The sequence below is a fragment of the Actinoplanes sp. URMC 104 genome (assembly GCF_051386375.1).
Lineage (GTDB): Bacteria > Actinomycetota > Actinomycetes > Mycobacteriales > Micromonosporaceae > Actinoplanes.
The window spans coordinates 2,227,971-2,252,758 of the sequence record NZ_JBPQTO010000011.1; the positions used below are offsets into that span (position 1 = coordinate 2,227,971).

General features: G+C 72.9%; 20 protein-coding genes and 1 tRNA gene. 5 read left to right on the forward strand and 16 right to left on the reverse strand.

Annotated elements, in window-relative coordinates:
* Window positions 1–35 precede the first annotated feature (35 nt).
* Both ACSNN8_RS36110 and ACSNN8_RS36115 read right to left on the reverse strand, forming a co-directional pair.
* Window positions 36–1,202, reverse strand: coding sequence for a branched-chain amino acid ABC transporter substrate-binding protein (locus ACSNN8_RS36110; RefSeq protein WP_436654663.1), 1,167 nt, complete (start codon window positions 1,200–1,202; stop codon window positions 36–38).
* Between the two features lie 209 nt (window positions 1,203–1,411).
* Window positions 1,412–2,035, reverse strand: a complete 624-nt coding sequence (locus ACSNN8_RS36115; protein WP_436654664.1) for an ANTAR domain-containing response regulator — start codon at window positions 2,033–2,035, stop codon at window positions 1,412–1,414.
* 129 nt (window positions 2,036–2,164) lie between these two features.
* Here ACSNN8_RS36115 and ACSNN8_RS36120 point away from each other — a divergent pair.
* Window positions 2,165–2,238 (forward strand) — tRNA-Leu (locus ACSNN8_RS36120).
* 407 nt (window positions 2,239–2,645) lie between these two features.
* Here ACSNN8_RS36120 and ACSNN8_RS36125 read toward each other — a convergent pair.
* Both ACSNN8_RS36125 and ACSNN8_RS36130 read right to left on the reverse strand, forming a co-directional pair.
* The gene (locus tag ACSNN8_RS36125) at window positions 2,646–3,548 is read right to left on the reverse strand and encodes a hypothetical protein (RefSeq protein ID WP_436654665.1); all 903 of its coding nucleotides are present in this window, start codon (window positions 3,546–3,548) and stop codon (window positions 2,646–2,648) included.
* Between the two features lie 4 nt (window positions 3,549–3,552).
* Complete coding sequence (locus tag ACSNN8_RS36130; protein WP_436654666.1) at window positions 3,553–4,095, reverse strand: RNA polymerase sigma factor; 543 nt, start codon at window positions 4,093–4,095, stop codon at window positions 3,553–3,555.
* Between the two features lie 118 nt (window positions 4,096–4,213).
* Between ACSNN8_RS36130 and ACSNN8_RS36135 the strand changes: the two genes are divergently transcribed.
* The gene (locus tag ACSNN8_RS36135; protein WP_436654667.1) at window positions 4,214–5,029 is read left to right on the forward strand and encodes a DUF308 domain-containing protein; all 816 of its coding nucleotides are present in this window, start codon (window positions 4,214–4,216) and stop codon (window positions 5,027–5,029) included.
* 80 nt (window positions 5,030–5,109) lie between these two features.
* Here ACSNN8_RS36135 and ACSNN8_RS36140 read toward each other — a convergent pair whose 3' ends face one another.
* Window positions 5,110–5,994, reverse strand: a complete 885-nt coding sequence (locus tag ACSNN8_RS36140) for an acyl-CoA thioesterase (protein WP_436654668.1) — start codon at window positions 5,992–5,994, stop codon at window positions 5,110–5,112.
* Entirely contained in the window at window positions 5,991–7,430 is a 1,440-nt protein-coding gene (gene pyk / locus ACSNN8_RS36145; RefSeq protein WP_436654669.1) for a pyruvate kinase, read from the reverse strand. The genes ACSNN8_RS36140 and pyk overlap by 4 nt, the downstream gene beginning before the upstream one ends.
* Before the next feature lie 253 nt (window positions 7,431–7,683).
* On the opposite strand from pyk, the gene ACSNN8_RS36150 reads away from it, so the two are divergent.
* Window positions 7,684–8,142 carry an NUDIX domain-containing protein gene (locus ACSNN8_RS36150; RefSeq protein WP_436654670.1) on the forward strand — a complete coding sequence of 153 codons (459 nt, stop codon included), beginning with the start codon at window positions 7,684–7,686 and terminating at the stop codon, window positions 8,140–8,142.
* On the opposite strand, the gene ACSNN8_RS36155 is transcribed toward ACSNN8_RS36150, so the two are convergent.
* Both ACSNN8_RS36155 and gltB read right to left on the reverse strand, forming a co-directional pair.
* The gene (locus tag ACSNN8_RS36155) at window positions 8,111–9,583 is read right to left on the reverse strand and encodes a glutamate synthase subunit beta (protein ID WP_436654671.1); all 1,473 of its coding nucleotides are present in this window, start codon (window positions 9,581–9,583) and stop codon (window positions 8,111–8,113) included. The genes ACSNN8_RS36150 and ACSNN8_RS36155 overlap by 32 nt on opposite strands.
* Window positions 9,576–14,144: a glutamate synthase large subunit gene (gene gltB, locus ACSNN8_RS36160; RefSeq protein WP_436654672.1), complete on the reverse strand. Its 4,569-nt coding sequence runs from the start codon at window positions 14,142–14,144 to the stop codon at window positions 9,576–9,578. The genes ACSNN8_RS36155 and gltB overlap by 8 nt, the downstream gene beginning before the upstream one ends.
* A 164-nt stretch (window positions 14,145–14,308) precedes the next feature.
* Between gltB and ACSNN8_RS36165 the strand changes: the two genes are divergently transcribed.
* Window positions 14,309–15,175, forward strand: a complete 867-nt coding sequence (locus ACSNN8_RS36165) for a GNAT family N-acetyltransferase (RefSeq protein WP_436654673.1) — start codon at window positions 14,309–14,311, stop codon at window positions 15,173–15,175.
* A 66-nt stretch (window positions 15,176–15,241) separates the two neighbouring features.
* Here ACSNN8_RS36165 and ACSNN8_RS36170 read toward each other — a convergent pair whose 3' ends face one another.
* From ACSNN8_RS36170 to trpC, 8 genes are all read right to left on the reverse strand, one after another.
* Window positions 15,242–16,387 (reverse strand): hypothetical protein, encoded by a 1,146-nt coding sequence (locus ACSNN8_RS36170; protein WP_436654674.1) that lies wholly within the window; start codon window positions 16,385–16,387, stop codon window positions 15,242–15,244.
* Between the two features lie 64 nt (window positions 16,388–16,451).
* Window positions 16,452–17,618 (reverse strand): hypothetical protein, encoded by a 1,167-nt coding sequence (locus tag ACSNN8_RS36175; RefSeq protein WP_436654675.1) that lies wholly within the window; start codon window positions 17,616–17,618, stop codon window positions 16,452–16,454.
* A 65-nt stretch (window positions 17,619–17,683) separates the two neighbouring features.
* Complete coding sequence (locus tag ACSNN8_RS36180; protein ID WP_436654676.1) at window positions 17,684–18,868, reverse strand: hypothetical protein; 1,185 nt, start codon at window positions 18,866–18,868, stop codon at window positions 17,684–17,686.
* Window positions 18,869–18,914: 46 nt separating this feature from the next.
* Window positions 18,915–20,096, reverse strand: a complete 1,182-nt coding sequence (locus tag ACSNN8_RS36185) for an FAD-dependent oxidoreductase (RefSeq protein WP_436654677.1) — start codon at window positions 20,094–20,096, stop codon at window positions 18,915–18,917.
* A gap of 5 nt (window positions 20,097–20,101) precedes the next feature.
* Window positions 20,102–21,274: a prolipoprotein diacylglyceryl transferase gene (lgt, locus tag ACSNN8_RS36190; RefSeq protein ID WP_436654678.1), complete on the reverse strand. Its 1,173-nt coding sequence runs from the start codon at window positions 21,272–21,274 to the stop codon at window positions 20,102–20,104.
* Between the two features lie 19 nt (window positions 21,275–21,293).
* Window positions 21,294–22,097, reverse strand: a complete 804-nt coding sequence (trpA, locus tag ACSNN8_RS36195; protein WP_436654679.1) for a tryptophan synthase subunit alpha — start codon at window positions 22,095–22,097, stop codon at window positions 21,294–21,296.
* Entirely contained in the window at window positions 22,094–23,335 is a 1,242-nt protein-coding gene (gene trpB, locus ACSNN8_RS36200) for a tryptophan synthase subunit beta (protein WP_436654680.1), read from the reverse strand. The genes trpA and trpB overlap by 4 nt, the downstream gene beginning before the upstream one ends.
* The gene (gene trpC, locus ACSNN8_RS36205; protein ID WP_436655545.1) at window positions 23,332–24,135 is read right to left on the reverse strand and encodes an indole-3-glycerol phosphate synthase TrpC; all 804 of its coding nucleotides are present in this window, start codon (window positions 24,133–24,135) and stop codon (window positions 23,332–23,334) included. Before trpC ends, trpB begins: the two co-directional genes overlap by 4 nt.
* Before the next feature lie 371 nt (window positions 24,136–24,506).
* On the opposite strand from trpC, the gene ACSNN8_RS36210 reads away from it, so the two are divergent.
* Complete coding sequence (locus ACSNN8_RS36210; protein ID WP_436654681.1) at window positions 24,507–24,767, forward strand: hypothetical protein; 261 nt, start codon at window positions 24,507–24,509, stop codon at window positions 24,765–24,767.
* The last annotated feature ends 21 nt before the right edge of the window (window positions 24,768–24,788 follow it).

Sequence of the window (24,788 nt, forward strand, 5' to 3'; positions counted from 1 at the left end):
CCGCACCGGCCCACCAGAGAGTTAGCGCTACCCGATCAGGAAGTCTTGATCTCCTGGTCGGACTTCGTGTCGCCGGAGCTGTCGAACTTGAACGCCCACACCTTGATCAGCGAGGGGTCGAGCTCACCGGTCTCGGTGAACTTGTAGGTGTTCGCGATGCCCTTGTAGTTCACGGTCTTCAGGTAGTCGTTCAGCTTCTGCGGCGTCGTGTTACCGGCGTCGATGCCCTGAAGGAAGATGTTCGCGGCGTCGAACGCGACGTCGGAGTACGTGCCCGCGTCGACGTTCCACTTGGCCTTGTAGTCGTTCACGAAGGTGCCACCGGCAGCCTCCGGCGGCGAGCACGGGCAGGTCACGACGGTGCCCACCGCGGCCTGCACACCCGAGGCCTTGGACAGGCCCGGGTCCTTCATGCCGTCGCCGCCGAGCAGCGTGCCCTTCCAGCCCGCCGCGGTCAGCTGCTTACGGATGATGCCGGCGTTGGTGTAGTAGCCGCCGTAGAACAGCGCGGTCGCGCCGCTCGACTGGACCTTCTGCACCAGGGCGGAGAAGTCGGCCTGCTTGCCGTCGCCCTCGGTCTTGTCCGTCTGCACGACCAGCGGGCCGAGCTTGGACTTCACGACCTCGGCCAGACCGGCGCCGTACGCCGACTGGTCGTCCGCGACGAAGACCTTCTGCGCCTTCAGCACATCCTTGATGTACGCGGCACCGGCCGGACCCTGCGCGTCGTCGTTGGCGACCGCGCGGTGGAACGTCTTCCAGCCCTTCGACGCCAGCGACACGCGGGTCGCCGACGGCGTGATGGTCGGGATGCCGGCCGACTCGAAGATCGGGTCGGCGGCCTCGGACTCGCCGGAGAACGGCGGGCCCACGATGCCGAGGATCTTCTTGTCCGCCACCAGGCTGCGGGCGACACCGGGCGCGACCGAGGCCTCACCCTGGGAGTCGAACTTCGCGACCTGGATGCAGTCGGAGCCCTTGGCCTTGTTGTACTGCTCGATAGCCAGCTCGAAGCCCTGCTCGATGTTCACACCGAGGTTGGCGGCCGAGCCGGTCAGAGCGCCGAAGAACGCCAGCTTGTAGCCGCAGTTCCCCTCGCTCGCGGTGTCATCGCCGCCTGAACTGCTGTTACAGGCGGCGGCACCGGCGAGCAGCCCGATGATGGCCACTCCGCCGATGGCTCGTGCGAGAACCTGCCTCAAGGTTGGAACCCTCCTCCATACCGATCCCACCGAGCCACTGCCGGCCGATTGGCACTTGCGCACCCCAGCGGCCACCCGTGCCCCGTTATGGGGCGGGACGCTATCCCAGGTGGGGGGCCTGTCAAAAGACTTCACGTGGGCTTTCACCGAACCGTTACGTCCGGTCAGCCCCCGGCAGCAGGAGGTGTTACAAGAAGGGTCCTACAAGATCAACTTTGGGCGGGCTGTGCGCCGCCCGCCTCCTGACCCTCCGCCAGGATCCGGTCCGCCACCTCACGCATCGTCATCCGGTGATCCATCGCCGTGCGCTGGATCCACTTGAACGCCTGCGGCTCGGTCATCTGGTACTTGGTCATCAGCTCGCCCTTGGCGCGCTCCACCGACTTGCGCGTCTCGAGCCGGTCGGTCAGACCCGCCACCTCGGACTCCAGCGCGGCGATCTCCGAGTACCGCGACAGGGCGATCTCCACCGCGGGCACGAGATCGGACTTCTGGAACGGCTTCACCAGATAAGCCATCGCGCCGGCCGCGCGGGCGCGCTCGACGAGGTCGCGCTGGCTGAACGCGGTCAGGATGACGACCGGGGCGATCCGCCCGCCGGCGATCCGCTCCGCCGCGGCGAGCCCATCCATGATCGGCATCTTGATGTCGAGGATGACGAGGTCGGGGCGCAACTCCTCGGCCAGGCGCACGGCGGTCTCGCCGTCCCCCGCCTCACCGACGACGTCGTAGCCCTCCTCGACGAGCATCTCGGCCAGGTCCAGACGGATGAGCGCCTCGTCCTCGGCGATCAACACCCGTTTGCGCTCGGCACCAGCCTGCGAGTCGGCCACGGAACCACTACCCCCAACGTCCGGCGAAGTGCGACACCCCGGTATGCGGGTGTCGTTCCCCTAAGCCTAGTGGGTACTCTGTGCGTGGCTCATCCTGGCGGGAGCAAGTCGCGGCGGACGAGTCGGCCGGCCCCTGTATTCCAACCGGCAGAGAAGATGGTCTCAAACACCATACAGTGTGGGTTCGAATCCCACCGGGGGCACAAAAGCCGCCGCGGCTCCGCTCGGGACGGCGCGCGGCCGGCGACGGCGGGGCCGCGTCGTCCGAGGTGTATGACCGGATCGGTTCTCGCGCGATGCCCATCCCGGGGTCTCCCCTGCGATCAAGGTGCTGCGGTGCACGGACGGACGAACCGGCCGCGACGGCGGCCCCGGCGCCCCGGAAACGGCGCGCGAAGAGCATTGACGACGACGCGGAATCATTCCCTTTCACTCCACGCCCGTCGATTCGCGAAATCGTGTCGCGCGAAATGGTCGCGTCCCTACCTGTCCGCGTTACGGCTCCGTTAACGAGTGCGCCGACATCGGGCGGCTCCGTGCGAAATCCCCCGGCCGTGCGCATATAGCGCGGCGAATGGGCGGGACGACCCGCGGCATTGACGGAGCTCGGTCACGCAGGGCGGTGCCCGCTTCGTTCCGGTGACGGCGAGTGGCTGCGGCCGGTGCCGTTGCGTGTCGGCTCGTCGCCGGGCGACGGGCTGCCGTGCGGGGCCTTCGACTTCGGGCCGGTCGGTGGCGGGGCCGGCGTCCGGCCGGGAGGCGGCGGCGACCACGGGGCCGGGGTGGCCGACGGGCCGGGCGTGGCGGACCCACCGGCCGACGGCGAGGGTGCGGGCGACCGCGGAGGCGCGGGCGACCGCGACGACGACGGCGACGGCGGTGCCGTGGCGGGGTCGCTCGGCGCGGGCGGCGAGGCCGACGCGGATCGGTGCAGGTCACGGCAGTACTCGTCGATGTCGTCCTCGCCCCCGGCGGCCTCGCTGAGTTTGCGGCGGTCCTCGCGGCTCAGCGGCCGGTCGAGCGCCCCGCTCCAGGCGCGGCACCAGCCCAGCGCGGTGACGTCGAGGGACGGGCGGGGAGCGGGCCGGGTGGGCGACGGCGTGGGGGTGCCTGTTCTCGGCGCAGGTACGCCCAGCGCCGAGAACAGGCGGTGCGCGTGCTGCTGGGCTTCTCCGGGGAGGTTGCCGGTGCGGGCGGCGACGGCGGTTCCGGCGAGGAGCAGGAGAGCCAGGCCGGTCGTGACGGGCACGAGGACGGCCCGGACCCTCGCCGTCTTGCGGCGTCGGGCGCTGCGGGCAGCACGCTTGCGGTGTGCGACGAAGGCGGCGACGGTGTCCTGCTCGGCGGCCAGCTCCTCCGGGGTCCCGGGGGCGCGGGCGGCCTCGAGCAGGGCGGCCAGGCCGGGGTGGTCGTCGCCCGCCGGGTGGTGGGCGGCGATGTGGTCGGCCTGGTCGCGGTCGATGCCGGTACGGCGCGTGCGCAGTGCACGCAGGAGAGCGTTCAGGGCGCGCATTCTGTTACACCCCCTGTCTCGTACGGATCTGGGGGTTGGCGGCGAGGCGGCGCAGGCCGCGCATGGTGGCGATGCGGACGGCTCCGGGCTTCTTGCCGAGGATGCCGGCGGTGGTGGCGACGTCGAGGCCGGCGACGACGCGCAGCATGACGGCCTCGGCCTGGTCCGTGGGCAGGTCGGCGATCATGGCGATGGCCCAGGCGGTGGAGGCGCCCTCGGCGGCCTGGGCGGCCGCGTCGGGTGCGGTGGGTGTGCGGGGTGCGGGGCTCTCCCGCGTACGGGATCGGCGTCTCTGCTCGTCGATGCCGCGATGGCGGGCTATGCGGAACAGCCAGCCGCGGAACGCGGGCAGGTCGCCGGTGAAGTGGTCGAGGTCGCGGATGGCGTGCAGCCAGGTCTCGCTGGCGGCGTCCTCGGCGTGCTCGCCGGCCAGCACGCGCAGGTAGCGCAGGACCGCGGGGTGCAGTCCGCGCCAGAGCGTGGCGAACCCCGCGGCGTCGCCGTGCTGGGCGGCGCGCAGGGCGGCAGCGAGGTCGTCGTCGGGCACGGCTCTCCGGAGGTGGGGGGCGGCCCGTCTTGTACCCCGCTGTGAATCTGGGCGAACCTCGGGTTCCGCGCTCGGCTGGATGTTGTCATGGCAGGGTCACCTTCGCCGTGGAGGCCTCATGTTGTGGTCCGGTTCGTCGCCCCTGTCCGTGATGCGGCAGAGCATGTGGGGGTTTTTGCTGTTCGCGGGTGTGGCGTGGCTCGCGGTGGGGTGGAGCGTGCTGCGGCTGGAGCCGGCCGACATCGTGGGCGTGGCCGCTCCGGTGATCTTCTTCGGGGCGCTGTGCGAGGTCGTCCGGGCGCTGGCGGGGACGCGGACGTGGTGGGTGAACGCGTCGATGGCCGTGCTGTTCACCGCGACCGGGGTCGTGCTGCTGCTGGACCGGGACTCGACGTACACGACGCCGGCGTCGCTGATCGGCTGGTTCCTGATGGTGCGCGGCGCGGTGGACGTCGCGGTGGCGACGATGAACCGGGGCACCGACCGCACGTGGGGGCTGATGGAGTGCCTGGGGGTACTGCAGGTCGCACTCGGCTTCTACGCGGCGAGCCCGTGGGCGCGGACGGCCGATCCGGTGATCGTGACGCTCGGCGCGCTCGCGGTGCTGCGCGCGGTGGCGGACCTGACGACGGGACTGCGGCTGCGGGAGGTCGCGGCGGCGCGGAACGACGTGTTGCGGTTGTCGCCGGAGCGGGAGGCCGGGGTGGCCGGCTATTCGGCGGGGCTGGCCGACTTCGAGGGGCAGCCGCGGGCGCGGCACCGGGCGGACACGTTCCACGAGCAGGTGGTGCGGACGACCGGCGACCTCGACGCGAGGATCGCCGAGGCGGGGGTCACGGCGAAACCGGGCGCCGCGAACCGGGTGCCGCACGACGCGCCGCGGGTGCCGGACTCGCCGGAGGAGATGGTGGAGGGCGCGGAGAAGCGCCGCTGAGGCTTTGGTCTCCCCTGCCCCGCCGGGCCGGGATCCGCTGACGGCCAGTCGCCGGGCCGGGATCCCGCCCGGCGGGCTCCCTATCGGCGCTCGCCGACGCGGCGCAGCAGGCCCTCCTGGACGGCGCTGGCGATGTGCGCGCCGTCCTCGGTGAACATGCGGCCGCTGGCCAGGCCGCGGCTGCCGCTCGCCGACGGGCTCGTGCAGTCGTACAGGAACCAGTCGTCGGCGCGGAACGGCCGGTGGAACCACAGCGCGTGGTCGAGGCTGGCGCCGATGACGCCGCCGGGGCCCCACACCTCGCCGTGGACGCTGAGCACCGAGTCGAGCAGCGACAGGTCGGAGGCGTACGTGAGGGCGCAGGCGTGGATGAGCGGGTCGTCGGGCAGCGTGCCGTCGATGCGCATCCACACGCGCTGCTGCTCGCTGGCGTTGCGGTCGCCGGGCGGCACCCAGCCGGGGTCGTTGACGTAGCGCACGTCGACGGCGCGGGGCGCGGCGTTGAAGGCGGCCTCGCGGCTGGGGTACTTGCGCACCCAGTCGGCCATGGTCTGCACCTGCTCCGGCCCGGGAACGCCCTCGGGCGCGGGGGTGTGGTGGTCGAGGCCTTCCTCGCGGACCTGGAAGGACGCCGACATGAAGAAGATCGTCTTGCCGTGCTGCTGGGCGGTGGAGCGGCGCACCGAGAAGCTGCGGCCGTCGCGGATGGTCTCGACCCCGAACGTGATCGGCTCGCTCGGGTCGCCCGGGCGGACGAAGTAGCCGTGCAGCGAGTGCACGGTGCGCTCGGGGTCGACCGTACGCCCGGCGGCGACCAGGGCCTGCCCGGCGACCTGGCCGCCGAAGACGCGCTGGGCGCCGGTCTGCGGGCTCTCGCCCACGAAGGTCGCCGCGTCCAGCTGCTTGAGGTCGAGGACCTCGAGCAGCTGGTCGACGGCGGCCTGTCCGCGGAGCGGTTCGGTCACAGCTCGGCCGGGTCGGTGAGCGAGCCCAGCTGGTGCACGCGCAGGGTGTTGGTGGAGCCGGGCGCGTTGGGCGGGGAGCCGGCCACGACGACGACGTAGTCGCCGGGCCGGGCCAGCCCGAGGCCCAGCATCTTCGCGTCGACCTGCCGGAACATGTCGTCGGTGTGCTGGACGAAGTCGGTGAGGAACGTCTCGACGCCCCACGCGACGGCGAGCTGGTTGCGCACCTCGGGGACCGGGGTGAACGCGTAGAGCGGCAGCTCGCAGTGCAGGCGGGACAGGCGGCGGACGGTGTCGCCGGTCTGCGAGAACGCGACCAGCGCCTTGGCGCCGATGTTGCGCGCGATCTGCGACGCGGCCACGGTCAGCGCGCCGCCGTGGGTGCGCGGGTCGTGCTGCAGCCGCGGGACCGGGATCGAGCCGCCCTCGGTGGTGCTGACGATCTTGGCCATCGTGCTGACGGTGAGCACCGGGTACTTGCCGACCGAGGTCTCGCCGGACAGCATCACGGCGTCGGTGCCGTCGAGCACGGCGTTGGCGACGTCGGAGGCCTCGGCGCGGGTCGGGCGCGAGTTCTCGATCATCGAGTCGAGCATCTGGGTGGCCACGATGACCGGCTTGGCGTTCTCCCGGCACAGCTGCACGGCGCGCTTCTGCACCAGCGGCACCTGGTCGAGCGGCAGCTCGACGCCGAGGTCGCCGCGGGCCACCATGACGCCGTCGAAGGCCAGCACGATGGCCTCGAGGTGCTCGACGGCCTCCGGCTTCTCGACCTTGGCGATGACCGGGACGATGCGCCCCTCCTCGGCCATGATCTCGTGGACGAGCTTGATGTCGTCGGGCGAGCGCACGAACGACAGCGCGACGAGGTCGACGCCCAGCCCCAGGGCGAAGCGCAGGTCCTCGGCGTCCTTGTCGCTGAGCGCCGGGACGCTGACGGCGACGTTGGGCAGCGAGACGCCCTTGTTGTTGCTGACCGGGCCGCCCTCGACGACCAGGCACCGGATGTCGGTGTGGTTCTCGACGCCGGTGACCTCGACGGCGACCTTGCCGTCGTCGATGAGCAGGCGGTCGCCGGGCTTCACCTCGAGCGGCAGCTTGCGGTAGGTGCAGGAGACCCGCTCCTTGGTGCCGAGGATGTCCTCGCTGGTGATGGTGACCAGGTCGCCGGTGTTCCAGACGTGCGGCCCGTCGGCGAACCTGCCCAGGCGGATCTTGGGACCCTGCAGGTCGGCGAGGACCGCGACGGCGCGGCCGGCCTGCTCGGCGGAGCTGCGCACGAGGTCGTACACCTGCTGGTGGTCCTCGTGGCTGCCGTGGCTGAAGTTCATCCGGGCCACGTCCATACCCGCCTCGACGAGGCCGAGCATGCGCTCGGGCGAAGCGGTCGCGGGCCCCATGGTGCAGACGATTTTTACGCGGCGTGTCACGGCCATCAGGCTAGTCTCTCTTCCTCATCGGCCTGGCGGCCGACCCCCGTCCGCGGGGTGAACTGCGTCTGTCGGGCGACGGCTCCCTGACGGGGCGCTGCACCGGATGAGCTGGCGGGCTTCGACGACCGCGGGTTCAGCTTATCGGCCCGCCCGCGCCCGGTTTCCGCAACGCCCTTCACATCTCGCCGGATCGTCCCGCGGCGATGCGGCGACTACAGTCCGTACGGCCGAAGGGGCGGCGTCGGACAGGAGGGTCGTGAGCGAGCGGAACCGGCCGGGGCACGACTTCATCGGGGTCGGCGTCGGGGCGATGGTGTTCGACGACGACGGGCGAGTGTTCCTGGCGCGGCGGGGGCCCGGGGCGCGCAACGAGGCCGGACTGTGGGAGTTCCCGGGCGGGATGGTGGACTTCGGGGAGCGGCTGGCCGACGCCGTCGTCCGGGAGTTCGCCGAGGAGTACGGGATGACCGTGGAGGTCACCGGCTCGCTCGGGGTGGCCGATCACATCCTGCCCGGTGAGGGGCAGCACTGGGTGTCGGCCAGCTTCACGGCCCGCCACGTCGGGGGCACGCCGCAGATCGAGGAGCCGGGCAAGTGCACCGCGATCGGCTGGTTCCGGCTCGGTGAGCTGCCGGAGCAGCTCACCGAGGCCGGCAGGCAGACCCTCGCCGCGTACGAGGAGCTCAGACGCCGATCGGCTGGGCCGACGCCCTGACGGGTGCGGGCAGTTCGCCGGAGGCGCCCAGGTAGTCGTGGATCGCGGCGGCGGCGGAGCGGCCCTCGGCGATCGCCCAGACGATCAGCGAGGCTCCGCGGTGCATGTCGCCGGCCACGAACACGCCGGGGGCCGAGGTCTGCCAGGTGTTGTCGGCGTCGAGCACCCCGCGGCGGTTGCGGCTGATGCCGAACTGCTCGAGCAGCGGCTGCTGCTCGGTGCCCTCGAAGCCGATCGCCAGCAGCACCAGGTCGGCGGGCAGGTCGCGCTCCGAACCCTCGACGGGAATCACCCTGCGGACGCCGTCGACGCGCTCCACGGTGACGTCGGCGATGCGCACGGCGCACACGTTGCCGTTGCCGTCGTCGACGAACTCCTGCACGGCCACGCCGAAGACGCGTTCGCCGCCCTCCTCGTGCGCGGGGTAGTTGCGCAGGACGATCGGCCAGGTGGGCCACGGGTGGCGCTCGGCGGCCCGCTCCGACGGGGGCAGCGGGTACTGGTCGAGCTGGATGACGTTCGCGGCGCCCTGGCGGTGGGCCACGCCGAGGCAGTCGGCGCCGGTGTCGCCGCCGCCGATGATCACCACGTGCTTGCCCTTGGCGTCGATCGGGGTCGTCTCCTGCAGGCCGGCGACCACCCGGTTGGCGGGCACCAGGTGCTCCATGGCCAGGTGCACCCCGTTGAGCGAGCGGCCCGGCGTCTCGTGGGTGTCGCGGCCGGCCAGGGCGCCGACGGCGAGCAGCACCGCGTCGAACCGGTCGCGCAGGTCGTCGGCCGTCACGTCGACGCCGACCTCGACGCCGGTCTCGAAGACGACGCCCTCGGCGGCCATCTGGGCGAGACGGGCGTCGACCACGTGCTTCTCGATTTTGAAGTCGGGGATGCCGTAGCGCAGCAGGCCGCCGATGCGGTCGTCGCGCTCGTAGACCGTCACGGCGTGGCCGGCGCGGGCCAGCTGCTGGGCGGCGGCCAGGCCGGCGGGGCCGGAGCCGACGATCGCGACCTTCTTGCCGGTCGCGGCCGGGGCGGGCTGCGGGCGTACGTACCCCAGGTCGAACGCGTGGTTGGCGATCTCGACCTCGACCTGCTTGATGGTGACCGGGTCATCGGCGATGCCGAGCACGCAGGCCGCCTCGCACGGGGCGGGGCACAGCCGTCCGGTGAACTCGGGGAAGTTGTTGGTGGCGTGCAGCGACTCGGCCGCCGCCTCCCATGCGCCGGTGCGGACCAGGTCGTTCCAGTCGGGGATGCGGTTGCCCAGCGGGCAGCCCTCGTGGCAGAACGGGATGCCGCAGTCCATGCACCGGGTGGCCTGGTCGCGGATGAGCTCCTCACCGGCGGGCGGGTAGACCTCGTGCCAGTCCTGGATGCGCACCGGCACCGGGCGGCGCTTGGGCAGCTGCCGCTCGTAGCGAAGGAAACCGTTCGGATCAGGCACTCTTGACCCCCATGACCGCCTCGTCGACGTTGCGACCGGCGGCTTCGGCGGTCCTGATCAGTTCCATCACGCGCTTGTAGTCACGCGGCACGACGGCGGTGAACCGCTCGACGGCCGCGGGCCACTCCTTGAGCAGCCGCTCGGCGACGGCCGAGCCGGTCTCGATGTGGTGCTTCTCGACCAGGCCGCGCAGGGTCTCCTGCTCCTCGCCGGTGAGCGGGGTCAGGTCGACCAGCTCGGGGTTGACCCGGGCCGGCGCGAGGTCGAGCACGAACGCCGTGCCGCCGCTCATGCCGGCGGCGAAGTTGCGCCCGGTCGGGCCGAGCACGACGACCGTGCCGCCGGTCATGTACTCGCAGCCGTGGTCGCCGACGCCCTCGACGACCGCGGTGCCGCCGGAGTTGCGCACGGCGAACCGCTCGCCGGCGCGGCCGCGCAGGAACAGCTCGCCGCCGGTGGCGCCGTACAGGATGGTGTTGCCGGCGATGATGTTCTCCTCGGCCACGAACGGCGCGTCGTCGGCGGGCCGCACGACGACCCGGCCGCCGGACAGGCCCTTGGCGACGTAGTCGTTGGTGTCGCCGATCAGCCGCAGCGTGACCCCGCGGGGCAGGAACGCGCCGAACGACTGCCCGCCCGTGCCGCGCAGGGTGAACGTGATGGTGTCGTCGGGCAGCCCGGCCCCGCCGAAGCGGCGGGTGACCTCGCCGCCGAGCATCGCGCCCACGCTGCGGTGGTCGTTGCGGACCGCGAGCTCCTCACGCACCGCCGCTCCGCCGGTGAGGGCGGGCTGGGCGAGCTCGATGAGCTTGTTGTCCAGCGCCTTCTCGAGGCCGTGGTCCTGGGCGTGGACCCCGCGGCGCTCGGCGCCCGCGGGCAGCTCGGGCACGTACAGCACCGGCGACAGGTCGAGGCCCTGGGCCTTCCAGTGGTTGACGGCGGGCCGCACGTCGAGGACCTCGGCGTGGCCGATCGCCTCGTCGATGCTGCGGAAGCCCAGCTCGGCCAGGTACTCGCGGACCTCCTCGGCGATGAACCAGAAGAAGTTCTCGACGAACTCGGGCTTGCCGGTGAACCGCTCGCGCAGCACCGGGTTCTGGGTGGCGATGCCGACCGGGCAGGTGTCGAGGTGGCAGACGCGCATCATGATGCAGCCGCTGACGATCAGCGGGGCGGTGGCGAAGCCGAACTCCTCGGCGCCCAGCAGCGCGGCCACGACCACGTCGCGGCCGGTCTTGAGCTGGCCGTCGACCTGCACGGTGACCCGGTCGCGCAGCTTGTTGAGCAGCAGCGTCTGCTGCGCCTCGGCCAAGCCCAGCTCCCACGGGGAGCCGGCGTGCTTGAGCGAGTTCAGCGGGGACGCGCCGGTGCCGCCGTCGTGGCCGGAGATCAGGATGACGTCGGCCTTGAGCTTGGCGACGCCGGCCGCGACGGTGCCGACGCCGATCTCGCTGACCAGCTTGACGTGCACCCGCGACGCCGGGTTGACCATCTTGAGGTCGTGGACCAGCTGCGCGAGGTCCTCGATGGAGTAGATGTCGTGGTGCGGCGGCGGCGAGATCAGCCCGACGCCCGGGGTGGCGTGCCGGGTCTTGGCGATCCACGGCCACACCTTGTTGCCGGGCAGCTGACCGCCCTCGCCGGGCTTCGCGCCCTGCGCCATCTTGATCTGCAGGTCGTCGGCGTTGACCAGGTATTCGCTGGTCACGCCGAACCGGCCGGAGGCGATCTGCTTGACGGCGGACCGGCGGGCCGGGTCGTAGAGGCGCTCGACGTCCTCGCCGCCCTCGCCGGTGTTGGACTTGCCGCCGAGCCGGTTCATGGCGATCGCGAGCGTCTCGTGCGACTCCGCGGAGATCGACCCGTACGACATGGCGCCGGTGGCGAACCGCTTGACGATCTCGGACGCGGGCTCCACCTCGTCGATCGGCACGGGCGTGCGGCTCTTGAACTCGAACAGCCCGCGCAGCGAGCCGGCCTCGGCGGCCAGCTCGTCGACCTTGGACGTGTACTTGCGGAACACGTCGTACTGCTTGGAGCGGGTGGCGTGCTGCAGCAGGAACACGGTCTCGGGGTTGAACAGGTGGACCTCGCCCTCGCGGCGCCACTGGTACTCGCCGCCCACCTCGAGGCGCCGGTGGGTGCGCTCGGCCGGGTTCGACGGGTACGCCTTCTCGTGGCGCGCCTTGACCTCGGCGTGGATGTCGGCCAGCCCGGAGCCGCCGATGCGCCCGTTGGTGCCCGCGAAGTAGCGCTGCAGCAGCTTGTTGTCGAGCCCGACCGCCTCGAACACCTGCGCGCCGCAGTAGGAGGACACCGTCGAGATGCCCATCTTCGACATGATCTTCAGGACGCCCTTGCCGAGCGCCTTGACGTAGTTGCGCACCGCGGTCTTCGGGTCGAGCCCGGCGAGCGGGCCGGTGGCGATGAGGTCGTCGACCGACTCGAAGGCCAGGTACGGGTTCACCGCGGCGGCGCCGTAGCCGATGAGCACGGCGGCGTGGTGCACCTCGCGGCAGTCGCCCGACTCGACGACCAGGGCGACCTGCGTCCGGGTCTGCTCGCGCACCAGGTGCTGGTGCACCGCGGCGGTGAGCAGCAGCGACGGGATCGGCGCCAGGTCGGCGTTGGAGTCGCGGTCGCTGAGCACGAGGATCCGTACGCCGTCCTCGATCGCCTCGGACACGTGCCGGCAGATCTGGGTCAGCCGCGCCTTGATGCCCTCGGCGCCGTCGCGCAGCGGGTACAGACCCGAGACGCGCACGGCCTTGAAGCCGGGCAGGTCGCCGTCCTCGTCGATCGACAGCAGCTTGGCCAGCTCGTCGTTGTCGATGATCGGGTACGGCAGCACGATCTGGCGGCACGACGCCGGGCCCGGGTCGAGCAGGTTGCCCTCGGGACCGATCGTGGTGGACAGGCTGGTGACCAGCTCCTCGCGGATCGCGTCCAGCGGCGGGTTCGTCACCTGCGCGAACAGCTGGTGGAAGTAGTCGAACAGCAGCCGCGGGCGCTTCGACAGCGGCGAGATCGGGGTGTCGGTGCCCATCGAGCCGAGCGGTTCCGCGCCGGTGCGCGCCATCGGCCCGATGAGGATCTTGAGCTCCTCCTCGGAGTAGCCGAAGACCTGCTGGCGGCGGGTGACCGAGTCGTGGGTGTAGACGATGTGCTCGCGCGGCGGCAGGTCGTCGAGCTGGATCAGCCCCGCGTGCAGCCACTCGTCGTACGGCTCGGCGGCGGCCAGCCCTTCCTTGATCTCGTCGTCGTGGACGATGCGGCCCGCGGCGGTGTCGACCAGGAACATCTTGCCCGGCTGCAGACGGCCCTTGGCGACCACGGAGGCCGGGTCGAGGTCGAGCACGCCCGCCTCGGAGCCGAGCACGACCAGCCCGTCGGAGGTGTGCCACCAGCGGCCGGGACGCAGCCCGTTGCGGTCGAGCACCGCGCCGATGATCGTGCCGTCGGTGAAGGCCACGCTCGCGGGGCCGTCCCAGGGCTCCATCAGGCTGGCGTGGAAGCGGTAGAACGCGCGCCGCTTCGGCTCCATGCCCGGGTCGTTCTCCCACGCCTCGGGAATCATCATCAGCATGGCGTGCGGCAGGCTGCGGCCCGACAGGTGCAGCAGCTCGAGCACCTCGTCGAAGCTGGCCGAGTCGGACGCCTCGGGCGTGTTGATCGGGAACAGCCGCTTGATGTTGCCGGGCAGCACCTTGGACCGCAGCAGCGCCTCGCGGGCGGCCATCCAGTTCTTGTTGCCGCGGATGGTGTTGATCTCGCCGTTGTGGGCGATGAAGCGGTACGGGTGGGCCAGCGGCCACGCCGGGAACGTGTTGGTGGCGAAGCGGGAGTGCACCAGGGCGATCGCGCTGGAGACGCGCTCGTCGATCAGGTCGGGGAAGAACGCCGGCAGCTGGTCGGGCGTGAGCATGCCCTTGTAGGTGATCGTGCGCGAGGACAGCGACGGGAAGTACGCCGCCACGCCGCGCTGCGAGGACTCCCGCTCGGCCTGCTTGCGGATGATGAACGCCACCCGGTCGAGCTCGATGCCGCTCAGCCGCGCGCCGGCCGGGCCCGCGGCGGAGCCGGTGAGCCGGTGCGCGGCCAGGAACACCTGCATGATGGCGGGCCGGGCGTCCTCGGCGGTCTGGCCGAGGCCCTCGGGACGGACCGGCACCTCCCGCCAGCCGAGCACCTCGCCGCCCTCGACCAGCGCGTACTTCTCGAAGACCTTGATCGCCCGCGCGCGGTCGCCGGCGTCGGTGGGCAGGAAGGCCAGGCCCGTCGCGTACTGCCCGGCGGGCGGCAGGTCGAAGCCGGCCACCGCGCGATAGAACTCGTCGGGGACCTGAATCATGATGCCGGCGCCGTCGCCGGTGTTGTGCTCGGCGCCACGCGCGCCCCGGTGGTCGAGCCGGATCAGCGCCGACAGACCCTTGGCGACCACATCGTGGGAACGCCGGCCGTACAGGTCGGCCACGAAGGCCACACCGCAGGCGTCGCGCTCCTGGGCGGGGTCGTAAAGCCCCTGGGGGTGCGGAAAAGCCACCGGGCCTCCTGTCGTCACTGGTGTTTCGCTTCAAGGTCGGGACGACGTCGGCCCTGCAAAGTCTCTCGAGTCTACGTTAGTGGATGCCGATCTCCGCCAGTGCGGATGGATCACACTTGTCATCGGCTGTCGCGGCATAAATCGGTGGCCGGACATCCGCTGGAGTTGGGTAGTCTCGCGCGGTGGCGCAACAGGATACCGACGTCTTCGTCAGGCTCGAGCGTTTTTACGACGCCTTGCCCCGGCCCTATGCACGAGCCGAGGAGATCGGCGGGCTGGTGCTTTTCGTCCGCGAGGGCGAAGGCTGGCCCTACTACGCCCGCCCCCGCATCGGGGCGAGCACTCCCTCCGCGGCCGATATTACTGCGGTGCGCCAGAGGCAACGAGAGCTGGGCGTCCCCGAGGCGTTCGAGTGGGTCCACGAGACCACGCCGGACCTGCTGGCGGTCGCCCGCTCGGCCGGGCTCGACGTGCTGCTCGCGCCGCTGCTCGTGCTCGACCCGGCCGCGCTCGTGCCCGACCTGCCCGTCGACGGCGGCTCGATCCGCTTCCTCGACCCCGGCGCGCAGTCGTTCGCCACCGACCTGGCCGCGTCGCGCGCGGTGGCCCAGCTCGCCTTCGGCGCGCCCGCCGACCCGCAGGCGCCCCCGGGCGGGTCGCTGCTCACGCTGCCCGCCGGGCCGGCCGAGCGGGACGCCGCCACCCGCCAGCTCAGCGCCGCGCTGGTCGCCAGCCAGCAGGAACGCAGCGCGTCCGGCGACTACCACACGGCCGTGGTCGACACCCCCGACGGCATCCTCGCCACCGGCGCCGTCATGCGCTCCGGCGACGTGGCCGAGATTGCGGGCGTGGCGACGCTGCCCTCGGCGCGGCGGCGGGGATACGCGTCACAGCTGACCGCCGCGCTCGCCCGCCGCGCGCTGGACGACGGCGTCGGGCTGGTGTTCCTGTCGGCCGGCGACGACGACGTCGCCCGCCTCTACACCAAGGTGGGGTTCCGCCGCGTCGGCACCGCCTGCATCGGGGAGCCGGCCGCCGCCCCGCTGTGACGCCCGTCGGCGGCGCCTGCCGCGAGCCGGCTATGACGCGCGGCGGCGGCGCCTGCCGCGAGCTGGCTATGACGCGCGGCGGCGGCGCCTGCCGAGTGCGGCGAACACCACGCCGAGGGCGACCAGCAGACCGCCGGCCCCTGCGATCCACAGCACCGGCGCTCCGGTGATCGGCAGCCCGCCACCCTGGCCGCCGCCCTGCCCACCGTCCTGCCCGCCGCCGCCACCCTCGACCGGCCCGGTGGTGCCGCGCACGGTGCGGGCGGGCGATTCGGCGTACGCCCGCGCCTGCTTCTCCGGGACCCAGGCGACCGGCAGGGCGATCACCCGGTAGTCGCGCGTCCCGGCGAAGGTGCTGGTGAACGTGTACGTGCCGTCCGCGCGGCTCTTCGTCTTCGCGACCGCCTGCCACGGCGCCGAGCCACCCGCCCGGGCCTGCAAGGTGAGCTCGCGGCCGGGGTCGGGCCACTCGACGGGCTCGCAGGCGGCCATGTCGCAGGCCCGGAGCGCCTGCTCGGCCCGCCCCGTCACGGTCAGCCGGCCGCCGGGGGTGGCCGACGCGGGAATCTTCGCCGTCACCCGGGTGCCGTTGACCTCGGCGATCGCGCCGCGGCTGCCGGACCACTCGTTCTCCACCGTGAGCAGCCCCACGAACAGCGGCGCGGGACGGTCGCGGACGACCAGCGAGCCGGCCCCGCGCACCCGCGGGCCCACCAGCTCGTAGTCGTTGGCGACCGGCGGGCTGACGACCGGCTGGTAGACCGGCCGGCCGTCGGCCGGCACGTCGAGCGGGTCGCCCGGGTTGGTGTCGGTGTAGGGGCCCGGCACCCAGGTGTACCGGACGGTGCCGTCCACGCGCGGGACGGCGCTCGTGATGACCGGGACCGGCGTACGGTCGGTGTCGAACTCGGCCGAGTCGCCCGGCTCGCTGAGCACCGTGCCGTCCTCGTCGACCACGGTCACGCGGATCCGGTAGTCGCCGGGGCCGATGCTGTTGCTCATCACCAGCCGGTTGGGCGCGCCCGCCGCCACGAACTGGCTCGCGTAGTTCGTGGCGGAGCCGTCGGCGTTCACGACGTCGACGCGGTTGCGCACGTCACCGGCCTCGTTCCAGGTGACCTCGAAGCCGGGGCCCGCGCCCGGGGTCCACGCGAGCGAGACATCGGTGGGCCCGGGCGTCAGGGCCATCAGCATGGCAAGAGAGACGAGCACGCGCGGATCGTAACGACGACACGAGCGCGTCGCGACCCCTTCGGCGTCATCCGCCGGCGCTCTGCTACGAAGCGCGGCGGCGCAGCAGGACGCCGCCGGCCAGCAGCAGACCGCCGGCCAGCGCGATCCACATCACCGGCGGGCCGGTGATCGGCAGGCCGCCGCCCTGGCCGCCGTCGTCGGTTCCGCCGTCACCGCCGCCGGTGGCCGGGCCGGGAACGCCGCGCACGGTGCCGGCGGCCGACTCGGCGTACGTCAGCCCCTGCTTCGCCCGGACCCAGGCGACCGGCAGGGCGATCACCCGGTAGTCGCGCGTCCCGGCGAAGGCGGTGCTGACCGTGTACGTGCCGTCGGCACCGGTCTTCGTCGTCGCCACGGTCTGCCAGGGGGCGCCGGCGCCGGCGCGCGCCTGGAGCTTGAGCTCGCGGTTCCGGTTGGGATACTCGCCGGATTCGATGTGACAGAAGCCCGGTTCGCAGACGTGGCCGACCTGCACCGCCTTGCCCGTCACGGTGAGCCGGCCGCCGGTGGTGGCCGACGCGGGAAGGTCCGCCGTCACGCGGCTGCCGTTGATCTCGGCGAACGCCTCGTCGCTGAGGGACCACTCGTTCCGCCGCATGATCACGCCCACGATCAGCGGGGCGGTGCGGCCGCGCACGACCAGCGAGCCGGCCCCGCGCACCGGCGGGCCCAGCGGCACGACGTCGTCGCCGGGCACGGGGCGCACGACCGGCTGGTAGGGCGGCACGACGGCGGGCCGGTCGAGCGGGTCGCCCGGGTTGGAGTCGGTGTAGGGCTCCAGCTTCCAGGCGAAGCGGACGCTGCCGTCGACCTGCGGGACGGCGCTGGTGATGGCCAGGTAGGGCCCCAGGTCGGTGTCGAACTCGGCCGAGAAGCCCGGCTCGCTGAGCACCGTGCCGTCCGCGTCGATGATCGCCACCCGGATCCGCCAGTCGCTCGGGTCGAGCTCGTTGGGGATCCGCACGCGGTTGGGCTGCCCCGCCTCCACGAACTGGTTGAGGTGGCCGGAGTCCACGCCGTTGGCGTAGACGAGGTTGACCAGGTTGCGGAAGTCACCGGTTTCCTTCCAGGTGACCTCGAAGCCGGTGGCGCCGGGGTCCGCTGTCCAGGCGAGCGTGACGTCGGTGGGAGCCGGAGCGAGCGGCGCGGGCGCCAGCCCGGGCGCCAGGGCGGGCGTCAGCGCGAGCACGGCAGCGAGAGAGGCGATCACGCGGGGATCGTAGCGACGTCACGGCCGCGTCGCGACCCCGTCGGCTCGACCCCAGCGCGGGCCGATCAGCTCGAGCCGGCGCGCCGGCGCAGCCGCCCGGCGAAGGCCAGCCCCGCGCCTCCCAGGACGAGCAGGCCGCCCAGCACGCCGATCCACACCACCGGCGCGCCCGTGATCGGGAGACCGCCGCCCCCGCCACCGCCGCCCTCGTTTCCCCCGTCGCCGGTCGGGCCGGTGACCCCGGCGACCGTCGTCGCGGTCGTCTGCCCGTACGCCTTGGCGCCTCGCGCGCTCGGCCCCTGACCGGCGACCGGCAGGGCGACGACCCGGTAGTCGCCCGTGGCCGTGAAGGCGGTCCGCACCGAGAACGTGCCGTCCGCCAGCGACCGGCCGGTGGACACGGTCCGCCACTGGCCGTCCGCGCCGGACCGGGCCTGGAGCTTGACCTCCCGGCCCTTGTCGGGCTCCTCGTAGGGCGAGCACACCCCCGGATCGCAGATCCGGCTGACCCGGGTGACCTTGCCGGTCACGGACAGCGTGCCTCCGACGGTCGCGGTCGCCGGGAGCTTCGCGGTCACCGTGGTGCCGGCGACCAGCTCGAGGCTCCGCGCCGAGCCCCACTCGTTGGGGGTCGTCTCCAGGCCGACCTCCACCGGCGGCCGGGCCGGCGGGCCGGTCAGCACGTACGAGCCTGCTCCGGCGAACTCGGGACCCTGCGGGTAGTACTCGTTGAGCTCGAACGAGGAGGTCGTCGCCCGCCAGCGCACCGGGCCGGCCGGCACGTCGAGCGGGTCGCCCGGGTTGTGGTCGGTGTAGCCCCGCGGCACCCAGGCGAAGCGGATCGACCCGTCGACCCGCGGAACGACGCTGGTGACGGCCGGGGGCGCCGGGCGGTCGGTGTCGAACACCGGCGAGGTGGCCGGGTCGCTGAGCGCGGTGTCGTCGGCGTCCACGACGGTCACCCGGACCCGGTAGTCGTGATCGGGGTCGAAACCGTACCTCGAGTTGTAGACCAGCCGGTTGGGCTGCCCGGCCGCGACCGCCTCCCGCCGCTCGACCGCCACGTGGCCGTCCACCGGCACGAGCTCGACCACGTTGCGGACGTCGCCGGTCTCGTCCCACGTCACGGCGAACTGTTGGTGGTCGGCGGAGACCCAGGACAGCCGCACGTTCGTGGGCGCGGGCTCCGCGGGCGCCTGAGCGACGGGCAGGGGGGCGAGGGCCAGCAGGGCCGTCAGGGGAGCAAGCACGCCGGGGATCGTAAACGATCTTCCGGTGGCGTCGTGATCCAGGTGATCAATCCGGCGGGATCCAGTCGGGGGCGGGCGCGCCGAGGATGCGCGGGCGCATGTGGCTCAGCGCCGCGTCCCGGGCGCGCAGGGCCAGCCGGCCGCGGGCCTGCACCACCGCGGACATGCGCCGGGTCTGCCGCACCACGTTGGTCGTGCGGGGCCGGCGGGTACGGCTGTAGGCCTCCACCGCGGCGGTCAGCTGCGCGCCCGGGGCCGCATCGGCCACCAGCGAGCGCAGCGTCGCGGCGTCCTCGAAGGCCAGGCAGGCGCCCTGCCCCAGGTGGTGCGGCATCGCGTGCGCGGCGTCGCCGAGCAGCACCACGCCGCCCGGCCCGGAGCCGAACCCGTACGCCCGGGGCAGCGGCCGCAGCTCGCGGACCTCCTGCGGCACCAGGTCCTCGGCGTGGGTGGCGGCCAGCAGGTCGCCCACGGGCGGGTGCCAGCCGGCGAACCAGCGCCGCAGCAGCGCGAGCTGGGTCGCGGGCGGCTCGGGACGCGGCGCGCCGGCGGCCGTGGCGACCCAGGACACGCCGCCCCGGCCCGCGGCGTGCTCGCCCAGCGGGATCGACACGAAGCGGTAACCGGCGCCTAGCGTCTCGCCGCCGGCGGCCTGGTCGGCGGGCAGCCTGGGCACCCGGTAGGCGGGGACGACGGCCTGCCACGCGGCGAAGCCCGACCCGACCGCCATCGACTCGGGCGCCAGGGCGTGCCGGACCGCGCTGTCGATGCCGTCCGCCGCCACGACCAGGTCGGCCTCGATCTCGGTGCGGCCGTCGCCGACCACGGGTCGCTGCCGGGGGCCGGTGCGGACCGTGGTGACCGGGAAGCCTGTACGGATCTCGATCAGGTCGCCGAGGCCGGCCACCAACGCGTCGTAGAGGTCCTCGAGGTGCACGGCCGCGGGAGCGGGGCCGGCGCCGGTGCGCCCGCGCGGCGCGACCAGCCACTGGCCGTCGGGGCGGCGCACCCCGCCGTCGGGCAGCGGGGCCGCGATGGCCGACCAGCCACCCTCCGGGTCGAGCGCCTCCAGCGCGCGGCGCCCGTTGCCCCACAGCACCAACGCCGTGGGCGAGGCGCTGATCCGCTCGCCGCGCTCCAGCAGGACCACGCGCCAGCCGCAGCGCGCGAGGGCTCCGGCGGTGGCCAGTCCGGCCATGCCCGCGCCCACCACCGCGGCTGTGCGCACGTCGCTCAGCGTTCGTCTTGGCGCTGTTCCGGATCCGCGTCGCCGCGGTCGGCCTCCGGCTGCGACCCGGCGGCCGCGCCCGTGGCCAGCACGGCCGCTCCCAGCCCGGCCGGGCCGGCGGGATCGCGCTCCACCGGGTGACCGCCGGCCGCGATCTCCTCGGCCATGTCGGCGGGGGTGTCGGGCGGCAGGATGCCCGTGCGCTGGTAGGCCTGGAACCGGGCCTCGCTGACCACCTGGTAGCGCTTCGGGGCCGCGGCGGGCGCGTCGCCGCCGGTCACGTCGACCTGCGAAACGTCGCCTCCGGCGGCCGGGGCGGGCTCGGTCTCGGGCGCGTCGTCGGGCACCACGTACGCCCGGGGGCCGCGCACGACCAGGAAGTAGATCAGCGCGCCGAGGAACACGACGATCGAGGTGAACACGTTGAGCCGGATGCCGAACAGGTGGTTGGCCTCGTCGACGCGCAGCATCTCGATCCACGCCCGGCCCACGGTGTAGGCCATCACGTAGAGCGCGAACGCGCGGCCGCGGCCGAACTTGAACCTGCGGTCGGCCAGATAGACCAGCAGCGCGACCCCGAGGTCCCAGAGCAGCTCGTAGAGGAACGTCGGGTGGTAGGCGCCGGGCAGCGTCACCGCCTGCCCGTCGATCACCGTGGCGTGCCCGGGGTTCGAGCGGTCCATGTCGTGGACCTCGAGACCCCACGGCAACGACGTCTGGCTGCCGTACAACTCGTTGTTGAACCAGTTGCCGAGCCGGCCGATCGCCTGGCCGACGGGCAGGCCGGGCGCCAGCGCGTCGGCGACCACGCCCAGCGGCAGGCCGAGCTGACGGGCGCCCAGCCACGCGCCGACCGCGCCGCCGAGCACCGCGCCCCAGATGCCCAGGCCGCCCTCCCAGATGTAGAAGGCGCGGATCGGGTCACCGCCGGAGCCGAAGTAGTCCTGCGGGGACGTCGCCAGGTGGTAGAGCCGGGCGCCGACGATGCCGAACGGCACCGCCCACACCGCGATGTCGAGCGACGCCCACCGGGCCACACCCCGGCTGCGCAGCCGATACTCCATGATCAGGCAGGACGCGACGATGCCCAGCACGATGCAGATCGCATAGGCCCGCACGGGCAGGCCGAGCACGTGCCAGACGGACGTCGTCGGACTCGGGATCGCGGCGAGGTTCACGGATGCACACGCTACCGCTTCACTTCGCCGGGTTACGCACACCCTCGGCCAGTTCCGCGCTCAGGGCGCGGAGACGGGAGAGCCCGGCGGCCCGGTCGGGCGCCTCGAGCACGCAGCGGATCAGCGCGCTGCCCACGATCACCCCGTCGGCGAAGCCGGCCACCTGGGCGGCCTGCGCCCCGGTGCCGACACCCAGGCCCACGCCGACCGGCATGTCCGGGTTGACGTGGCGGATCCGGTCGACCAGGTCGGGCGCCTGCTGCGACACCGACGTACGGGCGCCGGTGACACCCATCAGCGCGGTCGCATAGACGAAGCCCCGGCACTGCGCGACCGTCATCGCGATCCGCTCGTCGGTCGACGACGGCGACACCAGGAACGTCCGGTCGAGACGGTGCTCGTCGGCGGCCGCGATCCACTCGGCCGCCTCGTCCGGGATCAGGTCCGGCGTGATCATGCCGGTGGCGCCGGCCGCGGCCAGGTCGCGGGCGAACGCGTTCACCCCGTACTTCTCGATGGGGTTCCAGTACGTCATCAGCACGACCGGGGCGCCCGCGCCCGCGACCGCCTCGATGATCCGCAGCGTGTCGCGGGTGCGCACGCCGCGGCTCAGCGCGATGTCGCTGGCCCGCTGAATGACCGGGCCGTCCATGACCGGGTCGGAGTAGGGCAGCTCGACCTCGATGACGTCGCAGCCGGCCTCGTGCATCGCGATCATCGACGCGATGCTGTCGTCGACGGTCGGGAAGCCGGCCGGCATGCAGCCGATCAGCAGGCTCCGGCCCTCGGCGCGCGCCTTGCCGAAGATCTCCGCGATGCTCACGTGTTCTCCCCCGGAACGACGGCCTCGACCGGATCCAGAATCCCGAAGTACGCCCCGGCGGTGTGCACGTCCTTGTCGCCGCGGCCGGACAGGTTGACCACGATGGTCGGCGTGCGGCCCAGCTCCTCGCGCAGCCGCGGGGCGATCCGGGCGGCGCCGGCCAGCGCGTGCGCGCTCTCGATGGCCGGGATGATGCCCTCGGTGCGGCACAGCAGCTGGAACGCGGACATCGCCTCGGCGTCGGTCACCGGCTCGTACTCCGCGCGGCCGGTGTCGTGCAGCCACGCGTGCTCCGGGCCGACGCCCGGATAGTCGAGGCCCGCCGAGATCGAGTGCGACTCCACGGTCTGGCCGTCCTCGTCCTGCAGCACGTACGTGCGGGCGCCGTGCAGCACCCCGGACGAGCCCCCGGTGATCGACGCCGCGTGCCGGCCGGTCGCCACGCCGTCGCCGCCCGCCTCGAACCCGTACAGCTGCACGGACTCGTCGGGGACGAACGCGTGGAAGATGCCGATCGCGTTGGAGCCGCCGCCCACGCAGGCCGCCACCGCGTCGGGCAGCCGGCCCAGCTGGGCCAGGCACTGCTCGCGCGCCTCGACGCCGATGCCGCCCACGAAGTCGCGCACGATCTCGGGGAACGGGTGCGGGCCGGCGGCCGTGCCGAGCAGGTAGTGGGTGGTGTCGACGCTGGCCACCCAGTCGCGCAGGGCCTCGTTGAGGGCGTCCTTGAGCGTACGGGACCCGTTGGTCACCGGAACGACCGTCGCGCCCAGCATGCGCATGCGCGCCACGTTCAGCGCCTGCCGCTCGGTGTCGGTCTCGCCCATGTAGACGACGCACTCGAGGTCGAGCAGCGCGGCCGCGGTCGCGCTGGCCACGCCGTGCTGACCCGCGCCGGTCTCGGCGATCACGCGTGGCTTGCCCATCCGCTTGGCGAGCAGGGCCTGCCCCAGCACGTTGCGCACCTTGTGCGCGCCGGTGTGGTTGAGGTCCTCGCGCTTGAGCCAGATCTCCGCGCCGATCCGCTCGGACAGCCGCTCGGCCCGGTAGAGCAGCGACGGCGTGCCGGCGTAGTTGAGCAGCAGATCGGCGAAGTGCGCCTGGAACACCGGGTCCGCCTTGGCCGACCGGTACGCGGCGTCGAGCTCGTCGAGCGCCCGCACGAGCGCCTCGGGAACGAACCGCCCGCCGTAGCGGCCGAAGTGCCCGGACAGGTCGGGAAGCACCGGGGCGCTCATCGGACCGGCCTCGGCGTCGCCGGGTGGTTGCCCGCGTTGACCAGCTCGGCCACCGCGTCGCGCGGCGACTTCTGGGTCACCAGGCCCTCACCCACCAGAACCGCGTCGGCGCCCGCCGAGGCGTACCGGATCAGGTCGTGCGGCCCGCGGACCCCCGACTCGGCGATCTTCACGACGTTGCCGGGCAGGCCGGGCGCGATCCGCTCGAACACCGAGCGGTCCACCTCGAGCGTGCGCAGGTCGCGGGCGTTCACCCCGATGACCTTGGCGTTCGCCTCGAGCGCGCGGTCGGCCTCCTCCTCGTTGTGCACCTCGACGAGCGCCGTCATGCCGAGCGACTCGATGCGCTCGAGCAGGCCGACGAGCACGTTCTGCTCGAGCGCCGCCACGATGAGCAGCACCAGGTCGGCGCCGTGCGCGCGCGCCTCGTGCACCTGATAGCTGGAGACCACGAAGTCCTTGCGCAGGACCGGGATCTGCACCGAGGCGCGGACGGCCTTGAGGTCGTCGAGCGACCCGCCGAACCACCGGCCCTCGGTGAGCACGCTGATGCACCGGGCGCCGCCCGCCGCGTACTCCCCGGCCAGCTCCGCCGGGTCGGGGATGTCGGCCAGCGCGCCCTTCGACGGCGACGACCGCTTCACCTCAGCGATCACCGCGACGCCGGGCTTGCGTAACGCCGCGTACGCGTCGATGGCCGGTGGCGCCGCCGCCGCCAGCTCCCGGACCTGCTCCAGCGGCACCTGCTCCTGCCGGGCCGCCACGTCCTCGCGCACGCCGGCGAGGATCTCCTCCAGCACGTTCTGCGGTCCGCCAGAACCCGCTTCCGCCTGCTGATCGGATGTCACGTAATGACTCCCCTCTCCGGGTGTCCTTGGCCCGACTCTAGGAGGTGGCAGTCGCGCAAGGGCCCCCGGGGTATGGCGCGCCTCACGAGGTGGGCTCGGGCATAATGCGGCCTGCTCGGCGGCCCTCTGTCACTTCGGTCACACCGGTACCGGGCGGCCGGCCCCGCTGTGCTGGGACACCTCATCTGATCGGTGGATCCCACGGCGCGTTGACATGACGGTCACGCACCGGAAATGCGGTCCGATCATCATGGGTCCGGGGCAAAATGTTTCCCGGCGCCCCGCCCCCCCGTTCCCGTCCGAGCGATCGATGTGGAGTTCCCGTGGCCACCATCCGGACCGCTGCCGCCGAGCCGGCCCTGCCCGCCGGCTTCGTCAACGCCTCCCGCGCCCTCGTCGCTGCCGCGGCCGACGTGGCCGTCACCGTGCAGCGCCGCGTCGTCGGCGACGCCAACATCCGCACCGCGCGCGACAACGCCTGGGCCGCCACCCTCGAGAACCGGGCCCGCCACGAGGAGCGGGCCGCGCTCACCCGCGAGGTCGCCGCCCTGGTCGCGCGCCGCACCATGGCCGACGCGCGCTGACACCGCCCGCCGGGCCGTCGC

What these genes read in the sequence shown, in the direction of transcription:
- ACSNN8_RS36125 (WP_436654665.1), bottom strand. Translation starts at nt 3,548, where the DNA reads ATGCGCGCCCTGAACGCTCTCCTGCGTGCACTGCGCACGCGCCGTACC.
- ACSNN8_RS36135 (WP_436654667.1), top strand. Translation starts at nt 4,214, where the DNA reads ATGTTGTGGTCCGGTTCGTCGCCCCTGTCCGTGATGCGGCAGAGCATG.
- pyk (WP_436654669.1), bottom strand. Translation starts at nt 7,430, where the DNA reads ATGGCCGTGACACGCCGCGTAAAAATCGTCTGCACCATGGGGCCCGCG.
- trpB (WP_436654680.1), bottom strand. Translation starts at nt 23,335, where the DNA reads ATGAGCGCCCCGGTGCTTCCCGACCTGTCCGGGCACTTCGGCCGCTAC.